This window comes from Ferdinandcohnia sp. SAFN-114 (assembly GCF_059415045.1).
This window is the reverse complement of the sequence record NZ_JBPFDQ010000042.1, coordinates 1-20,216: the sequence shown is the minus strand read 5'-3', so window position 1 is coordinate 20,216 and position 20,216 is coordinate 1. Positions and strand designations below refer to the sequence as shown.

The window sequence follows — 20,216 nt, the reverse complement described above, 5'->3', positions numbered from 1 at the left end:
GAAAGGATGAAAGGGCTTTGAGAGATAAAGGAAAGGTCAAAGAATTATTTGCAGCCATGAGTACAGCTGAAAAAGCCAAGTATATTTGGGAGTACTATAGATATTATCTAGTTGCTTTTGTTATTGTATTAATTGCCGCTATCTTTCTAGTAAACGACTATTCGCCCAAAAAGGATACTGCACTTTCAGTTCTTGTTTTAGGAGATTTGGTAGATTCAAATGAAATTAAAAATATTCAACAAAGGCTAAATGAAGGAATTCTATCTGAAGAAGAAAGAAAAACACATGAGGTATCGATTCAGGTAATCCCATATGCACCGGATGCTGCAGATTTAAATGTTGTTATGGCAGCTCTACAACGAGTAACTGGAGAAATATCTACTGGAGAACTCGATGTTTTGTTCATTGATAAAGAACAGTTCGAGATTATGAATGGGGAACAATATTTTTATAGCTTAGATAAATTAATAGATAAAAAACTACCAGTTGATAAGGAATTTATGTATTATGATTCTGAAAATCAGGCTACTGGAATCGATGCGCAAGCATTGCCACTATTTAACGAAGCAATAGATGATCCAAATGTGGTAATGGGTGTCATTGTAAATACCCAAAGAACAGAAAATATAGAAAAAGTTTTCAAGATTTTATTCGAAGAATAGTTATTTTTTCATTGCAATATTAGTATATTACGATATTATTTAATTTGAAGGCAATTTAATTAGGAGGCTATATCCATGGAACATATGAAGCAACTAGTTGAAGCATTAAAAAACGGAAACGTTTTCGAAAATTCTAGTGAAGTAAAAGTTTACGAGAAATCCTTAACTCATCATGATAATGTAAGCCTTGTCATGGTAAGGGACCAACAGCAAAAATGGATCCTTGCATCAGGCGAAGGAGCTTTATTTGAAGAATTAGAGGGTACAGTGATTTCCGAAAATGGAAAGGCTTGTCCATTAACACACGAAAATCGTTTAGTATTAAATCGATACTTTGAATATACTGTTCCAAGAGCATTTGGTACAAAAATTGCAACAATGGGTCTAGGTGACCGCTTAGGTCTAGCTTCACCAGGACATATTGAAACTGTTCGCGACCATAATGTAAAGCCAATTCTTGCTCAACAAAGTATTCGTGAATTAACATTAACGAATCGTACAATGAATGATGTAATTGACGCAGCAAGCTTTGCAGTATTCCAAGAAGGATATACAGGTGGATTTGGTGCAGACGGTGACCACTTAAAAGAAGAAGAAGATATTAAAATGGCATTATCACTTGGTATGTCAATGCTAACATTAGATTGTTCAGACCATATTCAAAACCGAGTTGAGGGCTTAACAGTAGAGGAAATCAGTGCAGAATTTGATAGCCTCCCTGAAGAAACGAAGAATCACTATAATCAGCTATATTTAAACAAAGAATTCGATGTAAAAGGTCTTGAAATCGGATTTGATGAAAATACATTAAAGAAATTTGTATTGTTATACGGAAAGGCTTTAGAGTATATGGTCCATGTACATGAAACATATATCGAAAAAGCAGATCGTGATATTGATTTTGAAATTTCGATTGATGAAACTGAAACAGTTACATCTCCAGCAGCACATTTCTTTGTAGCAAATGAATTACAAAAACGTGGCGTAACAGTAACAAGCCTTGCTCCAAGATTCTGTGGTGAATTCCAAAAAGGAATTGATTATATCGGTGATATAGAACAATTCGAAAAAGAATTACGTGAACACGCGCTAATCGCTGAATACTTTGAATACAAATTAAGTATCCACTCTGGAAGTGATAAATTTACAGCTTTCCCAATTATCGCGAAGTATACGAATGGAGTTCTTCATGTTAAAACAGCTGGCACAAACTGGCTTGAAGCTGTACGTGTAATTGCAAAGGTAAATCCTGGATTATATAGAAGAATGCATGCATATGCTTTAGAACATTTAAATGAGGCACTTAAGTATTACCATATTACACCAGATATGAATACAATCGTACCACTTGATACAGTTTCTGATGAAAACCTTCCAGAATATATGAATAATGATGCAGCAAGACAAGTAATCCATGTAACATACGGATTATTGTTAACTGTAAAAGATGAAAACGGAAACTTCATTTTCAAAGATGAATTTTTCGGTACTTTGAATGATAATGAAGATGAATATCGTCAAGCCCTTGTTAAACACATTGGCAAGCACGTTGAATTATTAAACCTATAAAAAATGACTATTTTCAAAACACCTTTCTTTTAGCTATACTGGCTAAGGGAAGGTGTTTTTTATGCATAAATTTATCCTTATACTCTTTTTTGCTCTTTTTTTATCTGGCTGTGGGCCTCAAGGTACCGATCAGGAGTCTACTAAAGAGGTAGAATTAACGGTTTCTGCTGCTACAAGTATGCAGAATGTTTTACAAGAATTAAAGAACAATTTTGAAAAGGAACATTCTACAATTGATATCGCCTTTAATTTTGGCGCATCAGGTGCACTTGCACAACAAATCTCTCAAGGAGCTCCAGTTGATATCTTTTTATCGGCTTCTAAAGAAAAGTTCGATATACTTATTGATAAGGAACTTATTGACGAAGATCTCCAGCAAAATCTAACTGGCAATGAGATTGTGTTAATTGCTCCAAAACAAAACGAAAAGCAGATTACGGGAATAGAAGATTTGAAAACAAAGGCTGAACGGATATCAATAGGTATACCAGAATCTGTTCCTGCAGGGAAGTATGCGAAGGAAGCAATCGAAAGCATGGATATGTGGAATGAAATTGAAAATAAGTTAGTGCTTTCAAAAGATGTTAGGCAAGTCCTTACATATGTTGAGACTGGAAATGTTGATGCAGGGTTTGTCTACAAAACAGATGCACAATTATCAGATCAAATTCGGATTGTGATGAGTGTGGATACTAAGTATCATTCAGAGATTATTTATCCGATCGGAGTCTTAAAATCATCAGAACATTTAAATGAAGCAAAATTATTTTATGAATACTTATTGAGCGATGAAGCTATTGCTCTTTTAGAGGAATATGGGTTCTCAAACATAAAGTAAAAAGCAATTGGAGCATGATGTCCAATTGCTTTTTTGTTCTAGGTCTAGCTCAAGCACCTAGCCCCCTGTGCATTTGCTTTTACATATACGGATGTACACCCTTCGCAATCTCCTGTACGATGGTTGCAAGGGATGAGATTTGTTGATCGTCTAAGTTGAAAGAATCTTTGATTTTTGTTTCAAGATTATTCGTAATTCTACGTTTACCAACTTCAACAAGGGCAATAAGTGCAAAACTACAATTTACTGCTTTAGCAAAATCACGTTGAGTCATGTTGTTCTTTTTGCGTAAAAATTTTACAATATCTTTGTTTATCCTAGGCATTTTACACACTCCTTACCTATGGCTTTTTACATGTGGGAATATATATATGATTGCGTATCTATTATTCTATGATATTCACAATATTACCATCATATATAAAATTCGTCTAGGCAGGTTTTCAGGATGTCCAGCTTCAAGCGCCATCTGTTCGAGACAATAAGCGAATCGCTTCAGAAGGGAAAAAAACACTTTAAGTCAGCGTTCATCTTACGCTATTCACCAATAGAAGGGCGCCTTGCGTTTTCACATTGCCTAAGAATTTAAACAGCTGTAGAACCTGTCTACAGCTGTAATAGAGAATTACTTATCTCCATAAAGTCGGCGTGCAGCATGATTTGTTGGACCAACATATTCATTTAGTTGGAAGGAGTGACGAATGGCAGCTGTAATGAATTTCTTCGCTTCATATATGGCTTCCTTCACTTCTAATCCTTTTGCAAGTCCTGCTGCGATTGCAGCTGAAGAGGTGCAACCGGCACCGTGAGTAAATGTTGTTTCAAATCGGTCGCTTTCAAGGATCTCTATTTCTTTTCCATCATATAAAACATCTACTGCTTTATCATGTTTTAGCTTTCCGCCACCTTTTACGAGTACATATTTCGCACCAAGATCGTGTATCTTCACAGCAGCTTCTTTCATTTGATCAATAGTTGTGATTGAACCGATTCCACTTAGTTGACCTGCTTCAAATAAATTTGGAGTAATCACTGTTGCAAGTGGAGTTAGTATTTCTCTAAGGGCAACAGCATGATCCGGGAATAGAACTTCATCTTCTCCCTTACAAACCATTACAGGATCCACTACAAATTTTTGAAGATTATGTTTTTTAGCCGCATCTGCAGTAATTTCAATAATATCGACAGTAGGAAGCATACCAGTCTTTGCCGCATCGACACCTATTCCATCAAGGATTGTTGCTAATTGTGCCTTGATGATATCGAGGTCAACCGGAAAAACTTGGTGATTCCAACGATTATGCGGGTCCATCGCAACAATTACAGTTAAGGCAGACATGCCGTAAACTCCATGTTCTTGGAAGGTTTTTATGTCAGCTTGGAGACCAGCTCCACCACTACTATCAGAACCTGCAATCGTTAATGCTTTTGGTAAACTCATATTTGAAACCCCCATCTAAAAAGTTTGACAGACTTATTATATATCAATTGATAAAAATAGATATATTTATGCAATAAAAAAACGACTTTACAATATAAGGAAGGTATAAAACGTTGATTTAATAATAAAGAATTTGATACAATACACTGATGTAAGAGAAAAGTGTAATTCGATCCTAAACACATTCATATCTTGCAAATATTAATGATAGGCGGTCGAAAATAATGACAGAAACAAAACCTTATCGAGTATTACTTTACTATCAATATGTAACAATTGAAAATCCAGCAGAATTTGCAGCAGAGCATCTTGCTTTCTGTAAAGAAATCGGTCTAAAAGGTCGTATTTTAGTAGCGACAGAAGGTATTAATGGAACGGTCTCTGGAACTATTGAACAAACCGACAAGTATATGGAAGAAATGAGAAAAGATTCTCGTTTTGCAACAATGGTTTTTAAAATTGATGAAGCAGATGGACATGCTTTTAAGAAAATGCATGTTAGACCTCGTCCTGAGCTTGTCAACTTAAGCCTTGAGGATGATATTAACCCACATGAATTAACAGGTAAATATTTAAGTCCAAAAGAATTTTATGAAAAAATGCAAGATCAGAATACAATTATTTTAGATGCAAGAAATACGTATGAATATGATTTAGGACATTTCAGAGGCGCGATTAGACCAGACGTAGAAACTTTTCGTGATTTACCACAATGGGTAAGAGAAAACAAAGAAATGCTTGATGGAAAAAAGATACTAACGTACTGTACTGGCGGTATTCGTTGTGAAAAATTCTCTGGTTGGTTAGTAAGAGAAGGCTTCGAGGATGTTGGCCAGCTTCACGGAGGAATTGCAACATACGGTAAAGACCCTGAGGTACAAGGTGAACTTTGGGACGGCCAGCTTTACGTATTCGATGAAAGAATTGCTGTTCCAGTAAACCAAAAAGAGCATGTGATTGTAGGGAAAGACCATTTTACTGGAGAACCATGTGAACGCTATGTAAACTGTGCAAACCCTGAATGTAATGAACAAATACTTTGTTCTGAAGAAAATGAGCATAAATATCTAAGAGGCTGTACACATGAATGTCGCGTACACCCACGTAACCGTTATGTAGAAGAGAACGGGTTAACTGAGGAAGAAGTAGCAGAACGTTTACAAAACCTTGAAAAAGAATTAGTGCAACAATAATTATGAAAACCACAGTGTGAAAAACCACTGTGGTTTTTTCAAATACATAATTCTGGTACAATATAGGAAAAGAAAGGGGAGAATTGTGAAAATTATTGCATCTCAACCGTATATCACTATACAAAGAAAAATAGAGTGGAATGTGCAAAAGTATATTGAAAACCATCATCAGTTGCGATTGTTTGAAGACCGAATCCTTTCTTCTGCTAATGAATTTCATCTAGATCATGTGTATGATGTTTCCTACAGAGCGAGCTTTTTATATCTCCACACAAACCAAGGAGTATTCTCCTATAATATTAAAGAAGACCCAATTGATTTTATTAAAGCTTTTAAAGGTTTGAAACAGTAAATAACGTTTCGAGGTGAACTATGGAAATCGATAAAATTGTCAATATAGTTAAGGAACGCACTCCCTCTCTATTAGGCCGTGGAGATTTTAAGCGCTTTTCCATTCTTCTTCCTTTAATAAAAAAAGATAATGAAGTTCATATCCTTTTTGAGGTTCGTTCAAGTCAATTAAGACGACAGCCAGGTGAGATATGCTTTCCAGGTGGAAAAATGGACCCAACGGATAGAGATGAGCGGCATACAGCCATTAGAGAAACGATGGAGGAACTAGGGCTAAATGAAAGTGATATTACAAATGTAAGTCCACTAGATTATTTTGTTTCCCCTTTTGGTACAATTATTTATCCATACGTAGGTGTAATCAATAATCCTGATGAGATTCAACCGAATCCAGCAGAAGTTGGAGAAATATTTACGGTTCCACTGTCATTCTTACAATCAAATCCTCCACAGATTTTTAAAGTGAATTTTCATGTAGAGCCCGAAGAAAACTTTCCTTTTAACGATATCATTGGAGGGGAAAATTATAAATGGCAGGTAAGAGGTATGGACGAATGCTTCTATTATTATGAAGACCGTGTCATCTGGGGTTTAACAGCCGGAATCCTAAAACACTTTTTAGAAGTAATTGAAAAAAGCCCTATATAAAGGGCTTTTGTGTTTTACTTTGTAAATTTAGTGCTTCTCCAATTCGTTACCTTTATTGATGTATGCGAAAAGTGTAAGGTAACGCAGGATTCTACAATGATGCCAAAAAGTGCGGTACCAATCGCTAGATGAATAACTGCCCAAGGAATAGATAATGCCGTCTTGATTGTGAAAATGCCTGCTATAATTTGTGATAAAACGGTTAGTGAAGTTAGCACAAGTCTTAATCGAATGCTTGTACTCCAGTTCTTAGTGAATGCAAAAAACGTCAGAATAAGTATGTAAATAGCTGAAGCATACGCAAAGAACCGATGTAAGGATTGTAAAATCTGAGCTTTATTTAATGGAAGGAAAGAGTTTGAACAAGATAACCATTCGCATGCTAAACCATACGACTGATGCTTTATATAAGCGCCAAAACCTAAGGTGAAAGTTAGCAGTAATATAAGGATGAAATAGTGCTTCTTTAAGGGTGACGCATTACTTACGCTGACTGTTGAACTTGTTTGGCATTTCCATATAAAAAGCAAGCATGCAAAATAGGCCATTGCAATAAGTAGATGAATGGTAACAACAATTGCTGGCAAATCAAGTAAAACAACAATCGCACCAAGAATAACCTGAAGGATAAGGAGAAGCATCATCCAATTTGCTGTTGTTTTTACATGATTTTCAGTTTCAGTTCGCTTAACTTTTAAAAATAATATGGCAGAAAGAACAAAAAGCAGAGCACCAATTACACGATGTGCATATTCAATGAGTGTTTCACCTTCTAATACAGGTATTAATACACCGTTACATAATGGCCAATCTGGCCCACAGCCCATACCTGATTGAGATGAAGCGACATAACCACCAAACACAATTAAAAAATAAGCTACAAGAATAGATAAGATAGAAAGACCCCGAATGCCCAACAATCATACCCCCAATTATTTGATAGTATTAGTGTACCAACGTGAATTTCGGAATGTAGTGGTTTTAATCACACTTTTTAGAAAATTTGGCATTCATGATTTGGATGAAAGCAGTCAGACTTTCCTTGGAATACATCGGATTGCATTAATTAGGAAGTAGATGGGCTTCAACTATCGTATAAATATGCCTCCTACCAGTTATTAGGAAGTTGATAGCACACCAACAGTCGTGGAGATACACTGAATTCCAGAAAATAGGAGGTTGATAGTACTCCACCCGTCGTGGAGATACACCATATTCCAGAAATTAGGAAGTTGATAGCACTCCAATCATCTTAATAGCACAAAAAAAGAGTATCGGTTTCCCAATACTCTTTCAAGTTTATATGTCAGTTTCCTAGTAGATCTCTAAGTTTGTTTTCAACCTTTTCACTGACATTCTTAATGTCTTTTTTTGCCTCTTCCAATACGATCTTCCATTTGGCACTTTCTTCTTTTAATGTTTCTTCGATTTTTTCAGCTTGCTCTTTAATTTCTTCCTTGGTAATCGTTTTTCGGTCCTCTTGTCCCGAAAGCTTCGCATTAACAGAAACAACATCAAAGGAGTCTACTTCCATTGTAGGAAGTACTTCGTCCATTATTCCTTTAAATAAAGGAACAATATAGTCAGAGCTACTACCTTGGATATAATGTGTTTTGTCTGTTTTGTCATAGCCCATCCAAACGGCACCGACGAAATTAGGTGTATATCCAACAAACCATTGGTCCTTAGTTCCATTAATCTCTTTATAAGGGAGCTGGGTAGAACCTGTTTTCCCAGCTAGCTCAACTCCAGGGATTTTTGTGCCTCTACCTGAACCTGTTTCAACAACGTTTAGTAGCATAGAAGTCATATCGTTTGCCACTTTTTTTGATGTAACCTTAGTTGTTTTATGCTTATGTTCAGCAATGACATTTCCTGTTGGTCCTACTATTTTTGAGATTAGATGTCCTTCCGGTCGTTTTCCTTCATTTGCAAAGACTGAATAAGCCTCCGCTAGTTGTAAAGGTGAAGTCCCTTTATGCATTCCACCCAGTCCGATACCTAGATATTTATCTTCTTCTGAATATGGAATACCAAATCTTCGTAAAGAATCAAGTCCTTTATTAAGTCCAATTTGGTCTAACAGCCAAACGGTCGGTGCATTTAAAGAGTGCTCAAGGGCTTCATACATTTTTACTTCACCTTGGTACGATTTTGAGAAGTTTTCAGGTGTGTAATCTCCATATGTTTTTAACTCATCAACTAATACGGAAGTGACTTCATACCCTTCTTCAAGTGCAGGAGTATATACTGCTAATGGCTTTAGTGTTGACCCTGGTTGAGCCTGCAAATGAGTTGCTCGATTAAAACCACGGAATACATGTTCACCACGGCCGCCGACTAAACCGAGCACACCTCCAGTCTTTGGATGTAACATTACAGCACCACTTTGTACAAGAACGTCCCTCCCCTTAGGGAAAAGATAGTCCTTTTTATAAACATCTTCAAGGGCAGATTGAATGTCTTGATCCATCTCAGTATAGAAGCGATAGCCACGAGTCAGAATCTCCTCTTGCGTCAACCCATATTTCTTAATGGCCTCATCTAGCACTGCGTCAACATAATAAGGATAGTTTCTTTCTATATAGCTTCCACCACCATCTTCAAGCTTGATTTCTTCTTGTTTCGCTTGTGCATATTCATCATCGGAAATCATCTGTAACTCATGCATTTTTAACAGAACTGTATTTCTTCGCTTAATCACACCATCATAGTTTTTATAAGGATTTAAAGCTGATGGTGCTTGGAGAATTCCAGCAAGCATTGCAGCCTCACTGATTGATACATTGTCAATTTCCTTATTAAAGTACTTTTTCGAAGCTTGGCTAATGCCCCATGATCCATTTCCGAAGAAGACTTGATTTAAATACATTTGTAAAATCTCATCCTTGGTATAATGCTTTTCAATTTCCAATGCTAAAAAGAGTTCTTCGATTTTACGTTTATAGGTTTGTTCAGGAGAGAGAAGCGCATTTTTTGTAAGTTGCTGAGTAATCGTACTGCCTCCACCTGTAATTCTTCCGGCAAATAAATTATTAAAAAAGGCGCGTGTGATTCCTTTAATATCAAAACCATTATGGGAATAGAAGCGCTCATCCTCTATTGCAATAACCGCATTTTTTACATGCTCAGGAAGTTCTTCTACCAAGACACCCTCAGTTCGATTTGTTGAAATATTGGTTGCGACTTCACCATCTTTATCATAAATAACAGTTGCTTGACGCAAACCGTCTTTCAATGATTGAACGTTTGCCTGAGTAGCCATAAAGGCAAAGAAGAGCATAGACAATAAGATAAACACCAATACAATAAGTAATAAAATTTTAGTAATATGCTTATCTCGCCAAAAACGTTTAATAGATTCCCAAAGTCGTTTTATATACGGCATTATCTTTTCAAAAATACCTCTCATATTTGTTTCTCCATTCATTAGGATACTGAACTTATATTTTATAACAGTTATTCGAATAAGAAAAATATAATATAATCAATTTATAGATTATATTTATAAGTTGTACGAATAGATGAAGTGTTTTATGGGAGGGTAAAAAATGGAAAAACAACAATTATTCATCAATGGAAAATGGGAAGAAGGCGTCCAGTACGAAGAATTACGCTCACCCTATAATCAAGAGGTCATTTCAATGATCCCTTTAGCTACAAAAGAACAGGTAGAAAACGCAATTGCAAGTGCCCAACAAACGACAAAAACAATGCGAAATTTAACAGCTTTTGAGCGGGCAGAAATCTTAGAAAAGGTATCTGATCTGTTTACTGAAAGGCTCGAGGAATGTGCTCTTATCCTAGCTTCTGAAAATGCCAAACCACTAAAAGCTGCGAGGGGAGAAATTGTTAGAACTGCTGAAACTTACAAATTTGCTGCAGAAGAGGCCAAGCGCCTTCACGGGGAGACTGTACCACTTGATGCTGCAAAAAGCGGGAAAGGAAGATTTGGATACACAAAAAGAGAACCGCTGGGTGTCATCGCAGCAATCACGCCGTTTAACTTTCCTTTTAACCTAGTTGCACACAAGCTTGGCCCAGCCTTTGCGGCGGGAAATACGGTCGTATTAAAGCCTGCATCACAAACACCTTTAAGTGCAATTATGACAGCGAAGCTATTTGAAGAAGCTGGACTGCCAAAAGGTGCTCTGAATGTCGTGACAGGAAAAGGCAGTGTGGTAGGAGATTTACTTGTTCAGGACGATCGTGTGAAAATGATTACTTTTACAGGTAGTGTACCAGTAGGAATGCGAATTAAAGAGAAAGCAGGACTTAAGCGCGTTACTCTCGAATTGGGCTCGAATGCTGCTGTCATCATTGATAGTACTGATGATTTGGAGACAGCAGCAGCTCGTTGTGCAGAGGGAGCATTCAATTTTGCTGGGCAGGTATGTATTTCGGTTCAACGTATCTATGTGAATGAAAATGTATTTGAAGAGTTCGTTGGAAAATTGAAGTACTATACTAGACAACTAGTTCTTGGTGACCCAAAATCAGAAACGACAGATGTATCATCTCTCATCAATCCAAACGAAACGGATCGAATCGATAAGTGGGTCCAAGAGGCGAAGGCAGATGGCGCAAAAGTCGTCTATGGTGGTAAACAAGATGGAACTGTCTTCCAACCTACAATCTTAGTAAACACTAACGAAAAACTTTCCGTTTCTTGTAATGAAGCATTTGGTCCGGTTGTGTCCGTAAATTCGTATAAAACATGGGATGAGGCTATCAGTCTCGTAAATGACTCAGAATATGGGCTGCAGGCAGGAGTCTATACCACAAATATTCAAAGAGCATTTGAGGCAGCTGACAGATTAGAGGTAGGAGGAGTCATCATTAATGATATTCCAACCTTTAGAGTTGATAATATGCCATATGGGGGAGTTAAAAACAGTGGAGTTGGAAAAGAAGGTATCAAATATTCGACAGAAGAAATGACAGAATTGAAATTTGTATCCTTTAAACTATAAATACGAGTTCAAAAGGAGGTGAAAAGGACCGAGCAGTTCAAGGCTGTGTAGCTCCCGAGTACCGGAGTGAGGCAACTCCTTGAGTTAACCCCCTTGCAGCCTTGCGATGAGGAATTGACTCCGTGAAAAAACAAGTAGCCGCAAGCACATAACCTAGTAATCCACTATATTCTTGGAGTGATTTACACAGAAATTCGATGTGTCATTTTGGACCGACTTTTTGAACATCTTATAAACGAACAAAGCCTACAGCAACTTTTTTATGCTGTAGGCTTTTCTTTTTTATGAAGCTAGTTTTCTTTTCTTTTCGGGTTTAATAGCAAATAATCCACCAAGTAAAAACGTCCCACTAATAAAAAATACGGAAAAAATACCAGCCCAGGAACCAACTAGGCCAAAGAAGACAGGGGCTATTAATTGTGATAAACGATTTGAGGCAAGTCGCAGTCCCAGTACTTCACCAGTTCTTGATTTTGGTGAAGCATTATAGGTAGTGGTCATTGAAAGAGGCTGGCCACAGCCGAGTCCAAGTCCCATGAGAGCACTTAGCGCACTTAATAAAATCACACTTCCAGTAAACGGAACTAATAAAAATGAGATACCTGCCATAAAAACGGATGCAATTAAAACTTTGTCTCTTCCATGTTTTTCTGTTAATGCGGGTAATAAGAACCGAACGAGAATAATCGCTAACCCCTGTATTGAAATAATCCAGCCAATTGTTGAGGTAGATATCCCATACTGCTTTGCGAATAGTGGGAAATAAGCAACGAAGATATCCTTTGAATATAGGACAAGCGCACTTGATATTAATGCTTTTCTTAATAAAGGCATTTTTAATAATCCAACTGAGGCACCTATGCTCATTTTTTGCTTCGTTTTTTGCTTCCTTAGGACAGGAATAAATAAGGAAATCAAAATAGGAATGATATTAATAAAAATCGAAGCAAGGAATACAGAAGAATAAGATATGTGTTCTCCTAAATATCCGCCGATTATCGGACCAATCATCGCTCCCATCGCGGTTGCAATTCCGAATAGACTGTAATATTGATCCCGTTTTTCCTCGGAAGCAATATTTCCGAGTATGTTTTGTAAAGAAACTGTGATAAAAACAGCAGCTGTACCGACTATTAATTGCGATACAAACAAGCTTGCCATTGAAGGAAAATAATAAGGAATGACCATTCCAAGTGATATTCCGGCTAAACCAAGAAATACAGGTAATCGGTCTCCGATTTTATCGGCAATTTTGCCAGCATGGATTGCGAAAATTAGTGGAAAAAAAGCATACGCTGCTGTAAGAATTCCAATATCAAATGTGTTTGCCCCCATTTCAGAGGCATATAACGTGATGATCGGTCTTGTTGTATTTAAGATTGTTTGAAAACCAGTGCAGATAATGATGACTATCCAAAGAATCATGTTTCTCCCTCACCAAAAAATTTCTTATTTTGTAATGATAAATATAGTATATTGATAGATATAAGTAAAATATTGTATTTGAATTAATAGCCATAAGATTTATGAATATCTAATGTATAAAAGGAGGGAATGAAATGCGAAGTCAGGATTGGGAAATTCTTAAGGTCCTCTATGAAAATAAGAATATTACAAGAACAGGTAAACAATTATTTATCTCACAACCGGCCCTAACAAATCGTATCAAACAAATTGAAAAAGAATTTGGGATCAAAATAATTAATAGGGACAGACGAGGTGTCCAGTTTACTCCACAGGGCGAGTACTTGGCGAAAAGTGCAGAGGAAATGATCTTAAAATTAAAACAAATAAAGGATCATTTGACTAATATGGAGAGTAAGGTTGTTGGAACAATAAATTTGGGTGTATCCAGTTTTTTCACCAAATATAAACTGCCACAATTATTAAGGGCATTTAAAGACAACTATCAAAATGTTGAGTTCAAAGTAACGACAGGATGGAGCCGAGATCTTTTCCATTCACTATATAAAAAGGATATCCATATCGCCTTTGTTCGCGGGGAATATACATGGATTGAGCAAAAACACTTATTATTTGAAGATCAATTATGTATTGCTTCAAAGGAGGAAATTGATATCAGCAATTTGCCAAATCTACCTCGCATTGATTATAAAACGGATAATCTACTAAAATCTATAATTGATCATTGGTGGATTGAAAACTTTACAAGACCTCCTATGGTTACGATGGAGGTGGATCAAGTGGATACTTGTAAAGAAATGGTTGTAAATGGACTTGGGTATGCAATAATGCCGGGCATGATTTTAAAAGGAAATGAAGATATTCATAAAGTGTTTATTACGGATAAAGAAAATAATCCATTAATTCGTAATACATGGATGCTTTATCATAATGAATCACTAGAAGTAAATGTAATTAACGCATTCGTTTCATTTATATCATCCTTAGATTTGCGAGATTTGTAAATTCTGTGAACTTTATGAACAAAATAGGGTTATTGTTGTTAATTTCTTTTAAATTGAAAACGATTACATTTTTGTATATTAAAAGTATTATAAGGTTGTGAAAATTTAAAAAAGGGGTGGGAAAATGAAAAAGCTTTTTTCGTTTATTGCAATTTTATCATTACTATTTGTTGCAGCATGTTCTTCTGGTGCATCAGGTGATAAAAAATCATTTCCAACTGGGAATATTGAACTTGTAGCACCAGCAACTCCAGGGGGTGGTTGGGATGCAACTGCTAGAGCAATCCAAAAGATTCTTAAGGATGAAAGCATTGTAGACCAAAACATTAATGTAGTTAATAAGCCAGGGGGAAGTGGAGAAGTAGGCTGGCAATATCTTTCTACAAAAGACGCACACCATCTTTCTATTAACTCAAGTCTACTTATTACAAATAACTTATTAGGCCAAAGTGAATTAACTTATGAAGATTTCACTCCACTAGCAATTTTAACAACTGAGTGGATTTCAATTGCAGTTGGAAATGATTCCGAGTTCAAAACTGCAAAAGATGTTATGGAACAATTGAAAAAGGATCCAGGATCTTTAACAATTGCAGTTGCGCCAGGATTAGGTAACAACGATCACCTGTCATTTGTACAAGCAGCAAAAACATACGGTGTTGACGTATCTAAATTAAATTTCATGATATACGAGAGTGGTGGAGATGTAGTAACAGCTCTTTTAGGTGGTCACGTAGATGTTGCAACAATGGCAGTTTCTGAGTCTAAGGATCAGCATATTGCAGGCAACTTCAGAGTAATTAGCGTTTCTTCTGATGAAAGAATAGAAGGTTTAGAGGATGTTCCTACATGGAAGGAACAAGGTGTAGATATGGTATTCCCTCACTGGAGAGGTATCATGGGACCTAAAGATATGACGGAAGAAGAAATTGCTTACTGGGATAAAGTAATCGGAGAAATGGTTGAAACCGATGCTTGGAAAGACCTAGTGAAAAATAATGACTGGACTCCACTCTACAAGAATAGTAGTGAAACAACTAAATTCTTGGAAGAACAAACTACAATGTATAAAGATTTAATTAGTGAATCTGGTTTAGTTGACTAATGAAAAGACGGGGCCCTATTTAGTAGGGTCCTTCGTTCTTTCATGACCATGGGTTTTACTTATTAGAAAAATGAAATGAGGGAATATCATGACATGGCTTGTTGAACAACAAAAGAGTCAAAAAGAATTAGCAGAGGACTTTATAAATTATATAAAGGCAGGACCAATCTTGAAGATTATGGGTACACATGACGGCATGGCTGCATTAATGGCTAAAAAGGTTGGCTTTAAAGCATTGTACTTATCTGGTGGGGCTTATACGGCAAGTAGAGGGCTACCGGATTTAGGTGTATTACATTCACAAGAGGTTGCCGAAAGAGCACGTGAAATTATTCGTGCATCAAATTTGCCATTATTAGCTGATATTGACACTGGCTTTGGCGGAATCTTAAATGTTGCCAGAACGGCTAAAGAAATGGTGGAAGCGGGTGTAGCTGCCGTTCAAATTGAGGATCAGGATTTACCAAAAAAATGTGGTCATTTAAATGGAAAAAAATTGGTCGCAGCTGATGAAATGTCCCAAAAAATTAAAATCATTAAAGAAGTTGCTCCTTCATTGGTTGTTGTTGCAAGAACAGACGCATTTGCTGTTGAAGGTAGAGAGGCTGCTATCCATAGACTAAAAAAATATGTAGAAGCAGGCACTGATGCTATTTTCCCTGAGGCATTAATTACTGAAGAAGACTTCAGGGCTTTCAGCAAAGAATTTGAGGTTCCTTTATTAGCAAACATGACCGAATTTGGAAAAACTCCATACTTTACAGCTGAAGAATTTGAATCATTTGGTTACTCGATGGTTATTTATCCGGTTACTTCTTTGAGAGCAGCAGCGAAAGCATATGAAATTGTATTCTCTGAAGTATTCGAGAAAGGTACACAGCGTGATGTGTTAGATAAGATGCAAACACGTAAGGAACTATATGAAACCATTAAACTTCATGACTATGAGGATCTTGATCAAGAAATAGCTAAAACCATTGTTCCTGAAATGAAGTAGGGAGGAAGAATAATGTCTCAATTCTCTGTGCGTTGTGTTGTTTATAGAGGTGGCACAAGTAGAGGTATCCTTTTTCATGAAAAGGACTTACCAACAAATAAAGAATTAAAGCACAAAATTTTTTTAGAGGGAATTGATGCATACAATCCCTCACAAGTAAATGGCTTAGGAAGTGGTACATCTCACACTAGTAAAATCATGGTTATTTCAGAGCCGACTGTTGAGGGTGCGGACCTTGATTATACATTTTATCAAATTGGCATTGGAGAGCAAGTTGTTGATGATAAAGGAACATGTGGAAATCTAATGGCGGCTATAGGAGCATTCGCGGTAGATGAAGGCCTTGTGTCAACGAACTCTAACGATGATTTTGTGACTGTATCAGCTTTTAATAAAAATATAAATAAAATGATAAAAATGAAAGTTCCTCTATCAAACGGTAAAGCAAAGGTATCAGGAGATTATTTGATGCCAGGAGTTGTTACACCTGGAGCAAAAGTCATGGTTAATATTCTTTCGCCTGGAGGGGGAAAGACTGGGAAAACAATTCCAATTGGTCTGAAAACAAAGATAGTTACTAGTAAAAGAATCTATGAAGCATCATTTATTGATATTGTTAATCCATTTGTGTATGTAGCAGCAAGTGAATTTGGGATAGTAGGTTCAGAGCTAAATCATGTTGTAGGAGCGAATCATGAATTATTGTCTGAGTTAGAGGAAATTCGATTGAAAATGGCAGTTGCCGGCGGTATCGCAAAAAACGAAGATGAAGCAAAAAGCATTCCCTCCATACCGAAAATTGCTATAGTTGCTAGTCCACACGATTATGTGACTTCTGCAGGAAAGCATATTAACGCGAACGATATTGATATTGTCGCAAAAATGGTTTCTATGAAGAAATTTCACCGTACTTTTGCAGGGAGCGGGTTATATAACTTAGCTTCATCTGCATTGCTTGAGGGCACCGTTCCAAATCAATACTCCAGAAAGAAAGATGGAAGTGTTGAACAAATTATTCGAATCGGTCATCCAGAGGGTATCGCAGAGGTTCGCGTTGCATTAACCAAGGAGCAGGCAGATGTTGCTTCTGTTGGCTTAGATAGAACAGCCCGAAGAATAATAAAAGGTGATTTATATATCCCTAAAAAATAGTGTTAATCATAAATAGTCTAGCTGATTGCCATCAACTAGACTATTTTTTCAATGTTTAATAACAACAAGGGAGGCAAATTCATGAGTGTAACGGAATCTCTGTCTACATTAAAAAGAACATTATATGTGGATGGAAAAGAATATCAATATTATAGAATAAAAGAACTAGAATCGAGTGGGTATCCTATTTCATCATTACCTAATTCTATTAAAATGCTGCTAGAATCCGCTGTTCGCCATCTAGATGGAAAGCAAATCACCACTTCACATATTGAACAACTTGCAAACTGGGAGAAGACACAATGGGAGAAAAAAGAAGTTCCATTCAAGCCGGCTAGAATTGTCTTTCAGGACTTTACAGGAATTCCTGCTATCGTGGATTTAGCTGCCATGAGAGATGCTGTGAAACGAAAAGGTGGAGATGTATCACGAATTAATCCCCAAATTCCAGTAGATTTAGTTATTGACCATTCAATGATTGTTGATTATTTTGGGAATTCACAATCCCTGTCTGATAATCTTAAGCTTGAGTATGAACGAAATTTGGAAAGATATCGATTTGTTAGGTGGGCACAAACTAGCTTTTCTAATTTCAGGGCAGTACCACCATCAAACGGGATTGTTCACCAAGTTAATTTAGAGTATTTGGCTACATCGATTGTCAAAAAAAATGAAAATGGAGAATATGTTGTTTATCCAGATTCTCTTGTAGGGACAGATTCTCATACACCCATGATTAATGGCCTTGGTACAATAGGATGGGGTGTTGGTGGAATCGAAGCAGAAGCAGCCATGCTTGGACAACCACTTTATTTCGTGATTCCTGAGGTAGTAGGAATAAAGCTTTCAGGTAAGCTTCAAGAGGGTGTTACTGCAACAGACCTTGCATTAACAATTACAAATTTACTTCGAAAAAAAGGAGTAGTAGGCAAGTTTGTTGAGTTTTTTGGAACGGGATTATCCAGTATTTCTTTAACTGACCGAGCAACAATTGCCAATATGGCTCCTGAATATGGAGCGACAATGGGTTATTTTCCGATTGATGAAGTGACATTAGATTATCTCGAGCTAACAGGACGTGGAGAAAACCGAGCATTGATAAAGGCATATTATGATGCCCAAAGTTTATTTAGAACAGATGATACCCCTAATCCGAATTTTACTGAAACACTAGAGTTAGATTTATCATCAATTAAATCAACAATTGCTGGTCCGAAAAGACCACAGGATAGTATTGAATTACGCTTGATGAAAGACGAGTTTACTAAAGTCGTAACAAAGCCGGTTGAAAGTGGAGGCTATGGTTTAGGTGTATCCGAACTTAATAAAAAGGTTGAATTAAAGGACGGTAGTGTGATTAGTACTGGTTCACTCGTACTCGCAGCCATTACAAGCTGTACAAATACCTCAAATCCAAGTGTGATGGTAGCTGCAGGGCTAGTGGCTAAAAAGGCATTGGAACTTGGCCTTAAGAAGCCCGAGTTTGTAAAAACAAGTTTAACACCAGGATCACGTGTCGTAACAAAATACCTTGAAGCATCGGGCCTACTTAAGGCATTAGAGGAGATTGGATTTTATGTTGACGGTTATGGTTGTGCAACGTGCTGCGGAAATAGTGGGTCCCTTCTTGAATCTGTCGAAGAGGCAATTAAAGAGAATAATCTTCTTGTCACTTCTGTTTTAAGTGGAAATCGAAACTTTGAAGGACGAGTACATCCACTAATAAAAGCGAATTACTTAAGTTCTCCGCCATTGGTGGTTGCATTTGCTTTAGCGGGTTCAGTTCAATTGGATATGTACTCAGAGCCAATTGGTTTCGGAAATAATGGAAATCCAGTTTATTTAAAAGATATTTGGCCAACTACAGAAGAAATTAATGAAGTGATCAGTTCTTCTATTACAAACGAGCTATTTAAAGAGGAGTATGAACATATTTTTGAAAATGAGGCATGGTCATCGATTGAATCATCTGAAGGGTTGCTTTATAAATGGGATGATCAATCATCCTATATACAAGAAGCGCCGTATTTCCTTGAAGAGCTTTCAACTATAAAGAAAGACTCAGATTTCAAAAACATGAAAGCCTTATTATTGTTAGGTGACTCCATTACAACAGATCATATCTCTCCAGTTGGGCAAATTCCAGTAAAAAGCCCAGCCGGTATATACCTAACAGATAAAGGTATTCCAGTTCGGGAATTCAATGCATATGGTTCAAGAAGGGGAAATCATCATGTCATGGTTAGGGGGACATTTGCGAATATCCGAATTCGAAATAAATTAGCTAACGGAATAGAAGGAGGCTTTACCACGTATCTTCCAACTGGTGAAATCATGCCAGTTTATGATGCAGCAGTGAAGTATAAAGAAGAAAATCATAACCTTCTAATCATTGCAGGTAAAGAGTATGGCACGGGAAGTTCACGTGATTGGGCTGCTAAAGGAACCGCGTTATTAGGTGTTAAAGTAGTCCTAGCAGAGAGCTTCGAGCGCATTCATCGTAGCAATTTAGTAGGGATGGGAGTCTTGCCACTTCAATTTAATGAAGGTGAAAGCGCCGAAACCTTACAATTAGATGGTAGAGAAGACTTTGAAATACAAGATCTAAACAGAGAAATCAAACCAGGACAAATGGTTCAAGTGATTGCAAGGAAACAAGACCAAGTAGAACCAATTGAATTCACCGCTAATGTACGTTTGGATAGTGTAGTTGAAATCGAATATTATCAAAACGGTGGTATTTTACAATCCGTACTTGAAAATCTTTCATAAACGATAAAAGAGGCTGGGACATAACTAGCTTCGAATAGTGATAAAGGAGAATTTGAGTGAACTCAAGTTCTCCTTTATCTATTTTT

17 protein-coding genes are annotated in these 20,216 nt (G+C 36.8%); 12 read left to right on the top strand and 5 right to left on the bottom strand.

Annotation, left to right across the window (positions count from 1 at the left end):
* Window positions 1-17: 17 nt before the first annotated feature.
* The 3 genes from ACR65M_RS14555 (at window position 18) to modA (ending at window position 3,069) form a co-directional block, all read left to right on the top strand.
* A complete protein-coding gene (locus ACR65M_RS14555; protein ID WP_341332462.1) occupies window positions 18-662 on the top strand; it encodes a hypothetical protein in 645 nt (214 codons plus the stop codon).
* 75 nt (window positions 663-737) lie between these two features.
* Window positions 738-2,231 (top strand): tagaturonate epimerase family protein, encoded by a 1,494-nt coding sequence (locus ACR65M_RS14550; protein WP_341332461.1) that lies wholly within the window; start codon window positions 738-740, stop codon window positions 2,229-2,231.
* Window positions 2,232-2,292: 61 nt separating this feature from the next.
* Window positions 2,293-3,069, top strand: a complete 777-nt coding sequence (modA, locus tag ACR65M_RS14545) for a molybdate ABC transporter substrate-binding protein (protein WP_341332460.1) — start codon at window positions 2,293-2,295, stop codon at window positions 3,067-3,069.
* A gap of 79 nt (window positions 3,070-3,148) precedes the next feature.
* Here modA and ACR65M_RS14540 read toward each other — a convergent pair whose 3' ends face one another.
* Together ACR65M_RS14540 and ACR65M_RS14535 are read right to left on the bottom strand one after the other, a co-directional pair.
* The gene (locus ACR65M_RS14540) at window positions 3,149-3,394 is read right to left on the bottom strand and encodes a helix-turn-helix domain-containing protein (protein ID WP_341332459.1); all 246 of its coding nucleotides are present in this window, start codon (window positions 3,392-3,394) and stop codon (window positions 3,149-3,151) included.
* Between the two features lie 300 nt (window positions 3,395-3,694).
* Window positions 3,695-4,510: a bifunctional hydroxymethylpyrimidine kinase/phosphomethylpyrimidine kinase gene (locus tag ACR65M_RS14535; protein WP_341332458.1), complete on the bottom strand. Its 816-nt coding sequence runs from the start codon at window positions 4,508-4,510 to the stop codon at window positions 3,695-3,697.
* A 224-nt stretch (window positions 4,511-4,734) separates the two neighbouring features.
* Here ACR65M_RS14535 and trhO point away from each other — a divergent pair, with 224 nt between their 5' ends.
* The 3 genes from trhO (at window position 4,735) to ACR65M_RS14520 (ending at window position 6,702) form a co-directional block, all read left to right on the top strand.
* Window positions 4,735-5,703, top strand: coding sequence for an oxygen-dependent tRNA uridine(34) hydroxylase TrhO (gene trhO, locus ACR65M_RS14530; protein WP_341332457.1), 969 nt, complete (start codon window positions 4,735-4,737; stop codon window positions 5,701-5,703).
* An 85-nt stretch (window positions 5,704-5,788) separates the two neighbouring features.
* Window positions 5,789-6,055 carry a hypothetical protein gene (locus ACR65M_RS14525; RefSeq protein ID WP_341332456.1) on the top strand — a complete coding sequence of 89 codons (267 nt, stop codon included), beginning with the start codon at window positions 5,789-5,791 and terminating at the stop codon, window positions 6,053-6,055.
* A gap of 20 nt (window positions 6,056-6,075) precedes the next feature.
* Window positions 6,076-6,702 (top strand): NUDIX hydrolase, encoded by a 627-nt coding sequence (locus ACR65M_RS14520; protein ID WP_440273664.1) that lies wholly within the window; start codon window positions 6,076-6,078, stop codon window positions 6,700-6,702.
* Window positions 6,703-6,716: 14 nt separating this feature from the next.
* On the opposite strand, the gene ACR65M_RS14515 is transcribed toward ACR65M_RS14520, so the two are convergent.
* Together ACR65M_RS14515 and ACR65M_RS14510 are read right to left on the bottom strand one after the other, a co-directional pair.
* Window positions 6,717-7,619 (bottom strand): COX15/CtaA family protein, encoded by a 903-nt coding sequence (locus tag ACR65M_RS14515; protein ID WP_440273663.1) that lies wholly within the window; start codon window positions 7,617-7,619, stop codon window positions 6,717-6,719.
* A 389-nt stretch (window positions 7,620-8,008) separates the two neighbouring features.
* Window positions 8,009-10,090: a transglycosylase domain-containing protein gene (locus ACR65M_RS14510; protein ID WP_341333565.1), complete on the bottom strand. Its 2,082-nt coding sequence runs from the start codon at window positions 10,088-10,090 to the stop codon at window positions 8,009-8,011.
* A 163-nt stretch (window positions 10,091-10,253) separates the two neighbouring features.
* Here ACR65M_RS14510 and ACR65M_RS14505 point away from each other — a divergent pair, with 163 nt between their 5' ends.
* Entirely contained in the window at window positions 10,254-11,675 is a 1,422-nt protein-coding gene (locus tag ACR65M_RS14505) for an aldehyde dehydrogenase family protein (protein ID WP_341332454.1), read from the top strand.
* A gap of 282 nt (window positions 11,676-11,957) precedes the next feature.
* Here the strand turns inward: ACR65M_RS14505 and ACR65M_RS14500 are convergent, their stop codons facing one another.
* Entirely contained in the window at window positions 11,958-13,100 is a 1,143-nt protein-coding gene (locus ACR65M_RS14500) for an MFS transporter (RefSeq protein ID WP_440273662.1), read from the bottom strand.
* 134 nt (window positions 13,101-13,234) lie between these two features.
* On the opposite strand from ACR65M_RS14500, the gene ACR65M_RS14495 reads away from it, so the two are divergent.
* From ACR65M_RS14495 to acnA, 5 genes are all read left to right on the top strand, one after another.
* Window positions 13,235-14,104 (top strand): LysR family transcriptional regulator, encoded by an 870-nt coding sequence (locus ACR65M_RS14495; RefSeq protein ID WP_440273661.1) that lies wholly within the window; start codon window positions 13,235-13,237, stop codon window positions 14,102-14,104.
* 124 nt (window positions 14,105-14,228) lie between these two features.
* Window positions 14,229-15,209, top strand: a complete 981-nt coding sequence (locus tag ACR65M_RS14490) for a tripartite tricarboxylate transporter substrate binding protein (RefSeq protein ID WP_440273660.1) — start codon at window positions 14,229-14,231, stop codon at window positions 15,207-15,209.
* An 88-nt stretch (window positions 15,210-15,297) separates the two neighbouring features.
* Entirely contained in the window at window positions 15,298-16,206 is a 909-nt protein-coding gene (gene prpB / locus ACR65M_RS14485; protein ID WP_440273659.1) for a methylisocitrate lyase, read from the top strand.
* A 12-nt stretch (window positions 16,207-16,218) separates the two neighbouring features.
* Entirely contained in the window at window positions 16,219-17,358 is a 1,140-nt protein-coding gene (locus ACR65M_RS14480) for a PrpF domain-containing protein (RefSeq protein WP_440273658.1), read from the top strand.
* An 81-nt stretch (window positions 17,359-17,439) separates the two neighbouring features.
* On the top strand, window positions 17,440-20,130 hold the full coding sequence (gene acnA / locus ACR65M_RS14475) for an aconitate hydratase AcnA (RefSeq protein ID WP_440273657.1): 2,691 nt from the start codon (window positions 17,440-17,442) through the stop codon (window positions 20,128-20,130).
* The last annotated feature ends 86 nt before the right edge of the window (window positions 20,131-20,216 follow it).

Excerpts from the sequence above, each read along its gene's own strand:
- ACR65M_RS14520 (WP_440273664.1), top strand. The coding sequence starts at position 6,076 with ATGGAAATCGATAAAATTGTCAATATAGTTAAGGAACGCACTCCCTCT.
- prpB (WP_440273659.1), top strand. The coding sequence starts at position 15,298 with ATGACATGGCTTGTTGAACAACAAAAGAGTCAAAAAGAATTAGCAGAG.
- acnA (WP_440273657.1), top strand. The coding sequence starts at position 17,440 with ATGAGTGTAACGGAATCTCTGTCTACATTAAAAAGAACATTATATGTG.
- ACR65M_RS14480 (WP_440273658.1), top strand. The coding sequence starts at position 16,219 with ATGTCTCAATTCTCTGTGCGTTGTGTTGTTTATAGAGGTGGCACAAGT.
- ACR65M_RS14500 (WP_440273662.1), bottom strand. The coding sequence starts at position 13,100 with ATGATTCTTTGGATAGTCATCATTATCTGCACTGGTTTTCAAACAATC.
- ACR65M_RS14535 (WP_341332458.1), bottom strand. The coding sequence starts at position 4,510 with ATGAGTTTACCAAAAGCATTAACGATTGCAGGTTCTGATAGTAGTGGT.
- modA (WP_341332460.1), top strand. The coding sequence starts at position 2,293 with ATGCATAAATTTATCCTTATACTCTTTTTTGCTCTTTTTTTATCTGGC.
- ACR65M_RS14495 (WP_440273661.1), top strand. The coding sequence starts at position 13,235 with ATGCGAAGTCAGGATTGGGAAATTCTTAAGGTCCTCTATGAAAATAAG.
- ACR65M_RS14550 (WP_341332461.1), top strand. The coding sequence starts at position 738 with ATGGAACATATGAAGCAACTAGTTGAAGCATTAAAAAACGGAAACGTT.
- ACR65M_RS14510 (WP_341333565.1), bottom strand. The coding sequence starts at position 10,090 with ATGCCGTATATAAAACGACTTTGGGAATCTATTAAACGTTTTTGGCGA.
- ACR65M_RS14505 (WP_341332454.1), top strand. The coding sequence starts at position 10,254 with ATGGAAAAACAACAATTATTCATCAATGGAAAATGGGAAGAAGGCGTC.
- ACR65M_RS14540 (WP_341332459.1), bottom strand. The coding sequence starts at position 3,394 with ATGCCTAGGATAAACAAAGATATTGTAAAATTTTTACGCAAAAAGAAC.
- trhO (WP_341332457.1), top strand. The coding sequence starts at position 4,735 with ATGACAGAAACAAAACCTTATCGAGTATTACTTTACTATCAATATGTA.
- ACR65M_RS14490 (WP_440273660.1), top strand. The coding sequence starts at position 14,229 with ATGAAAAAGCTTTTTTCGTTTATTGCAATTTTATCATTACTATTTGTT.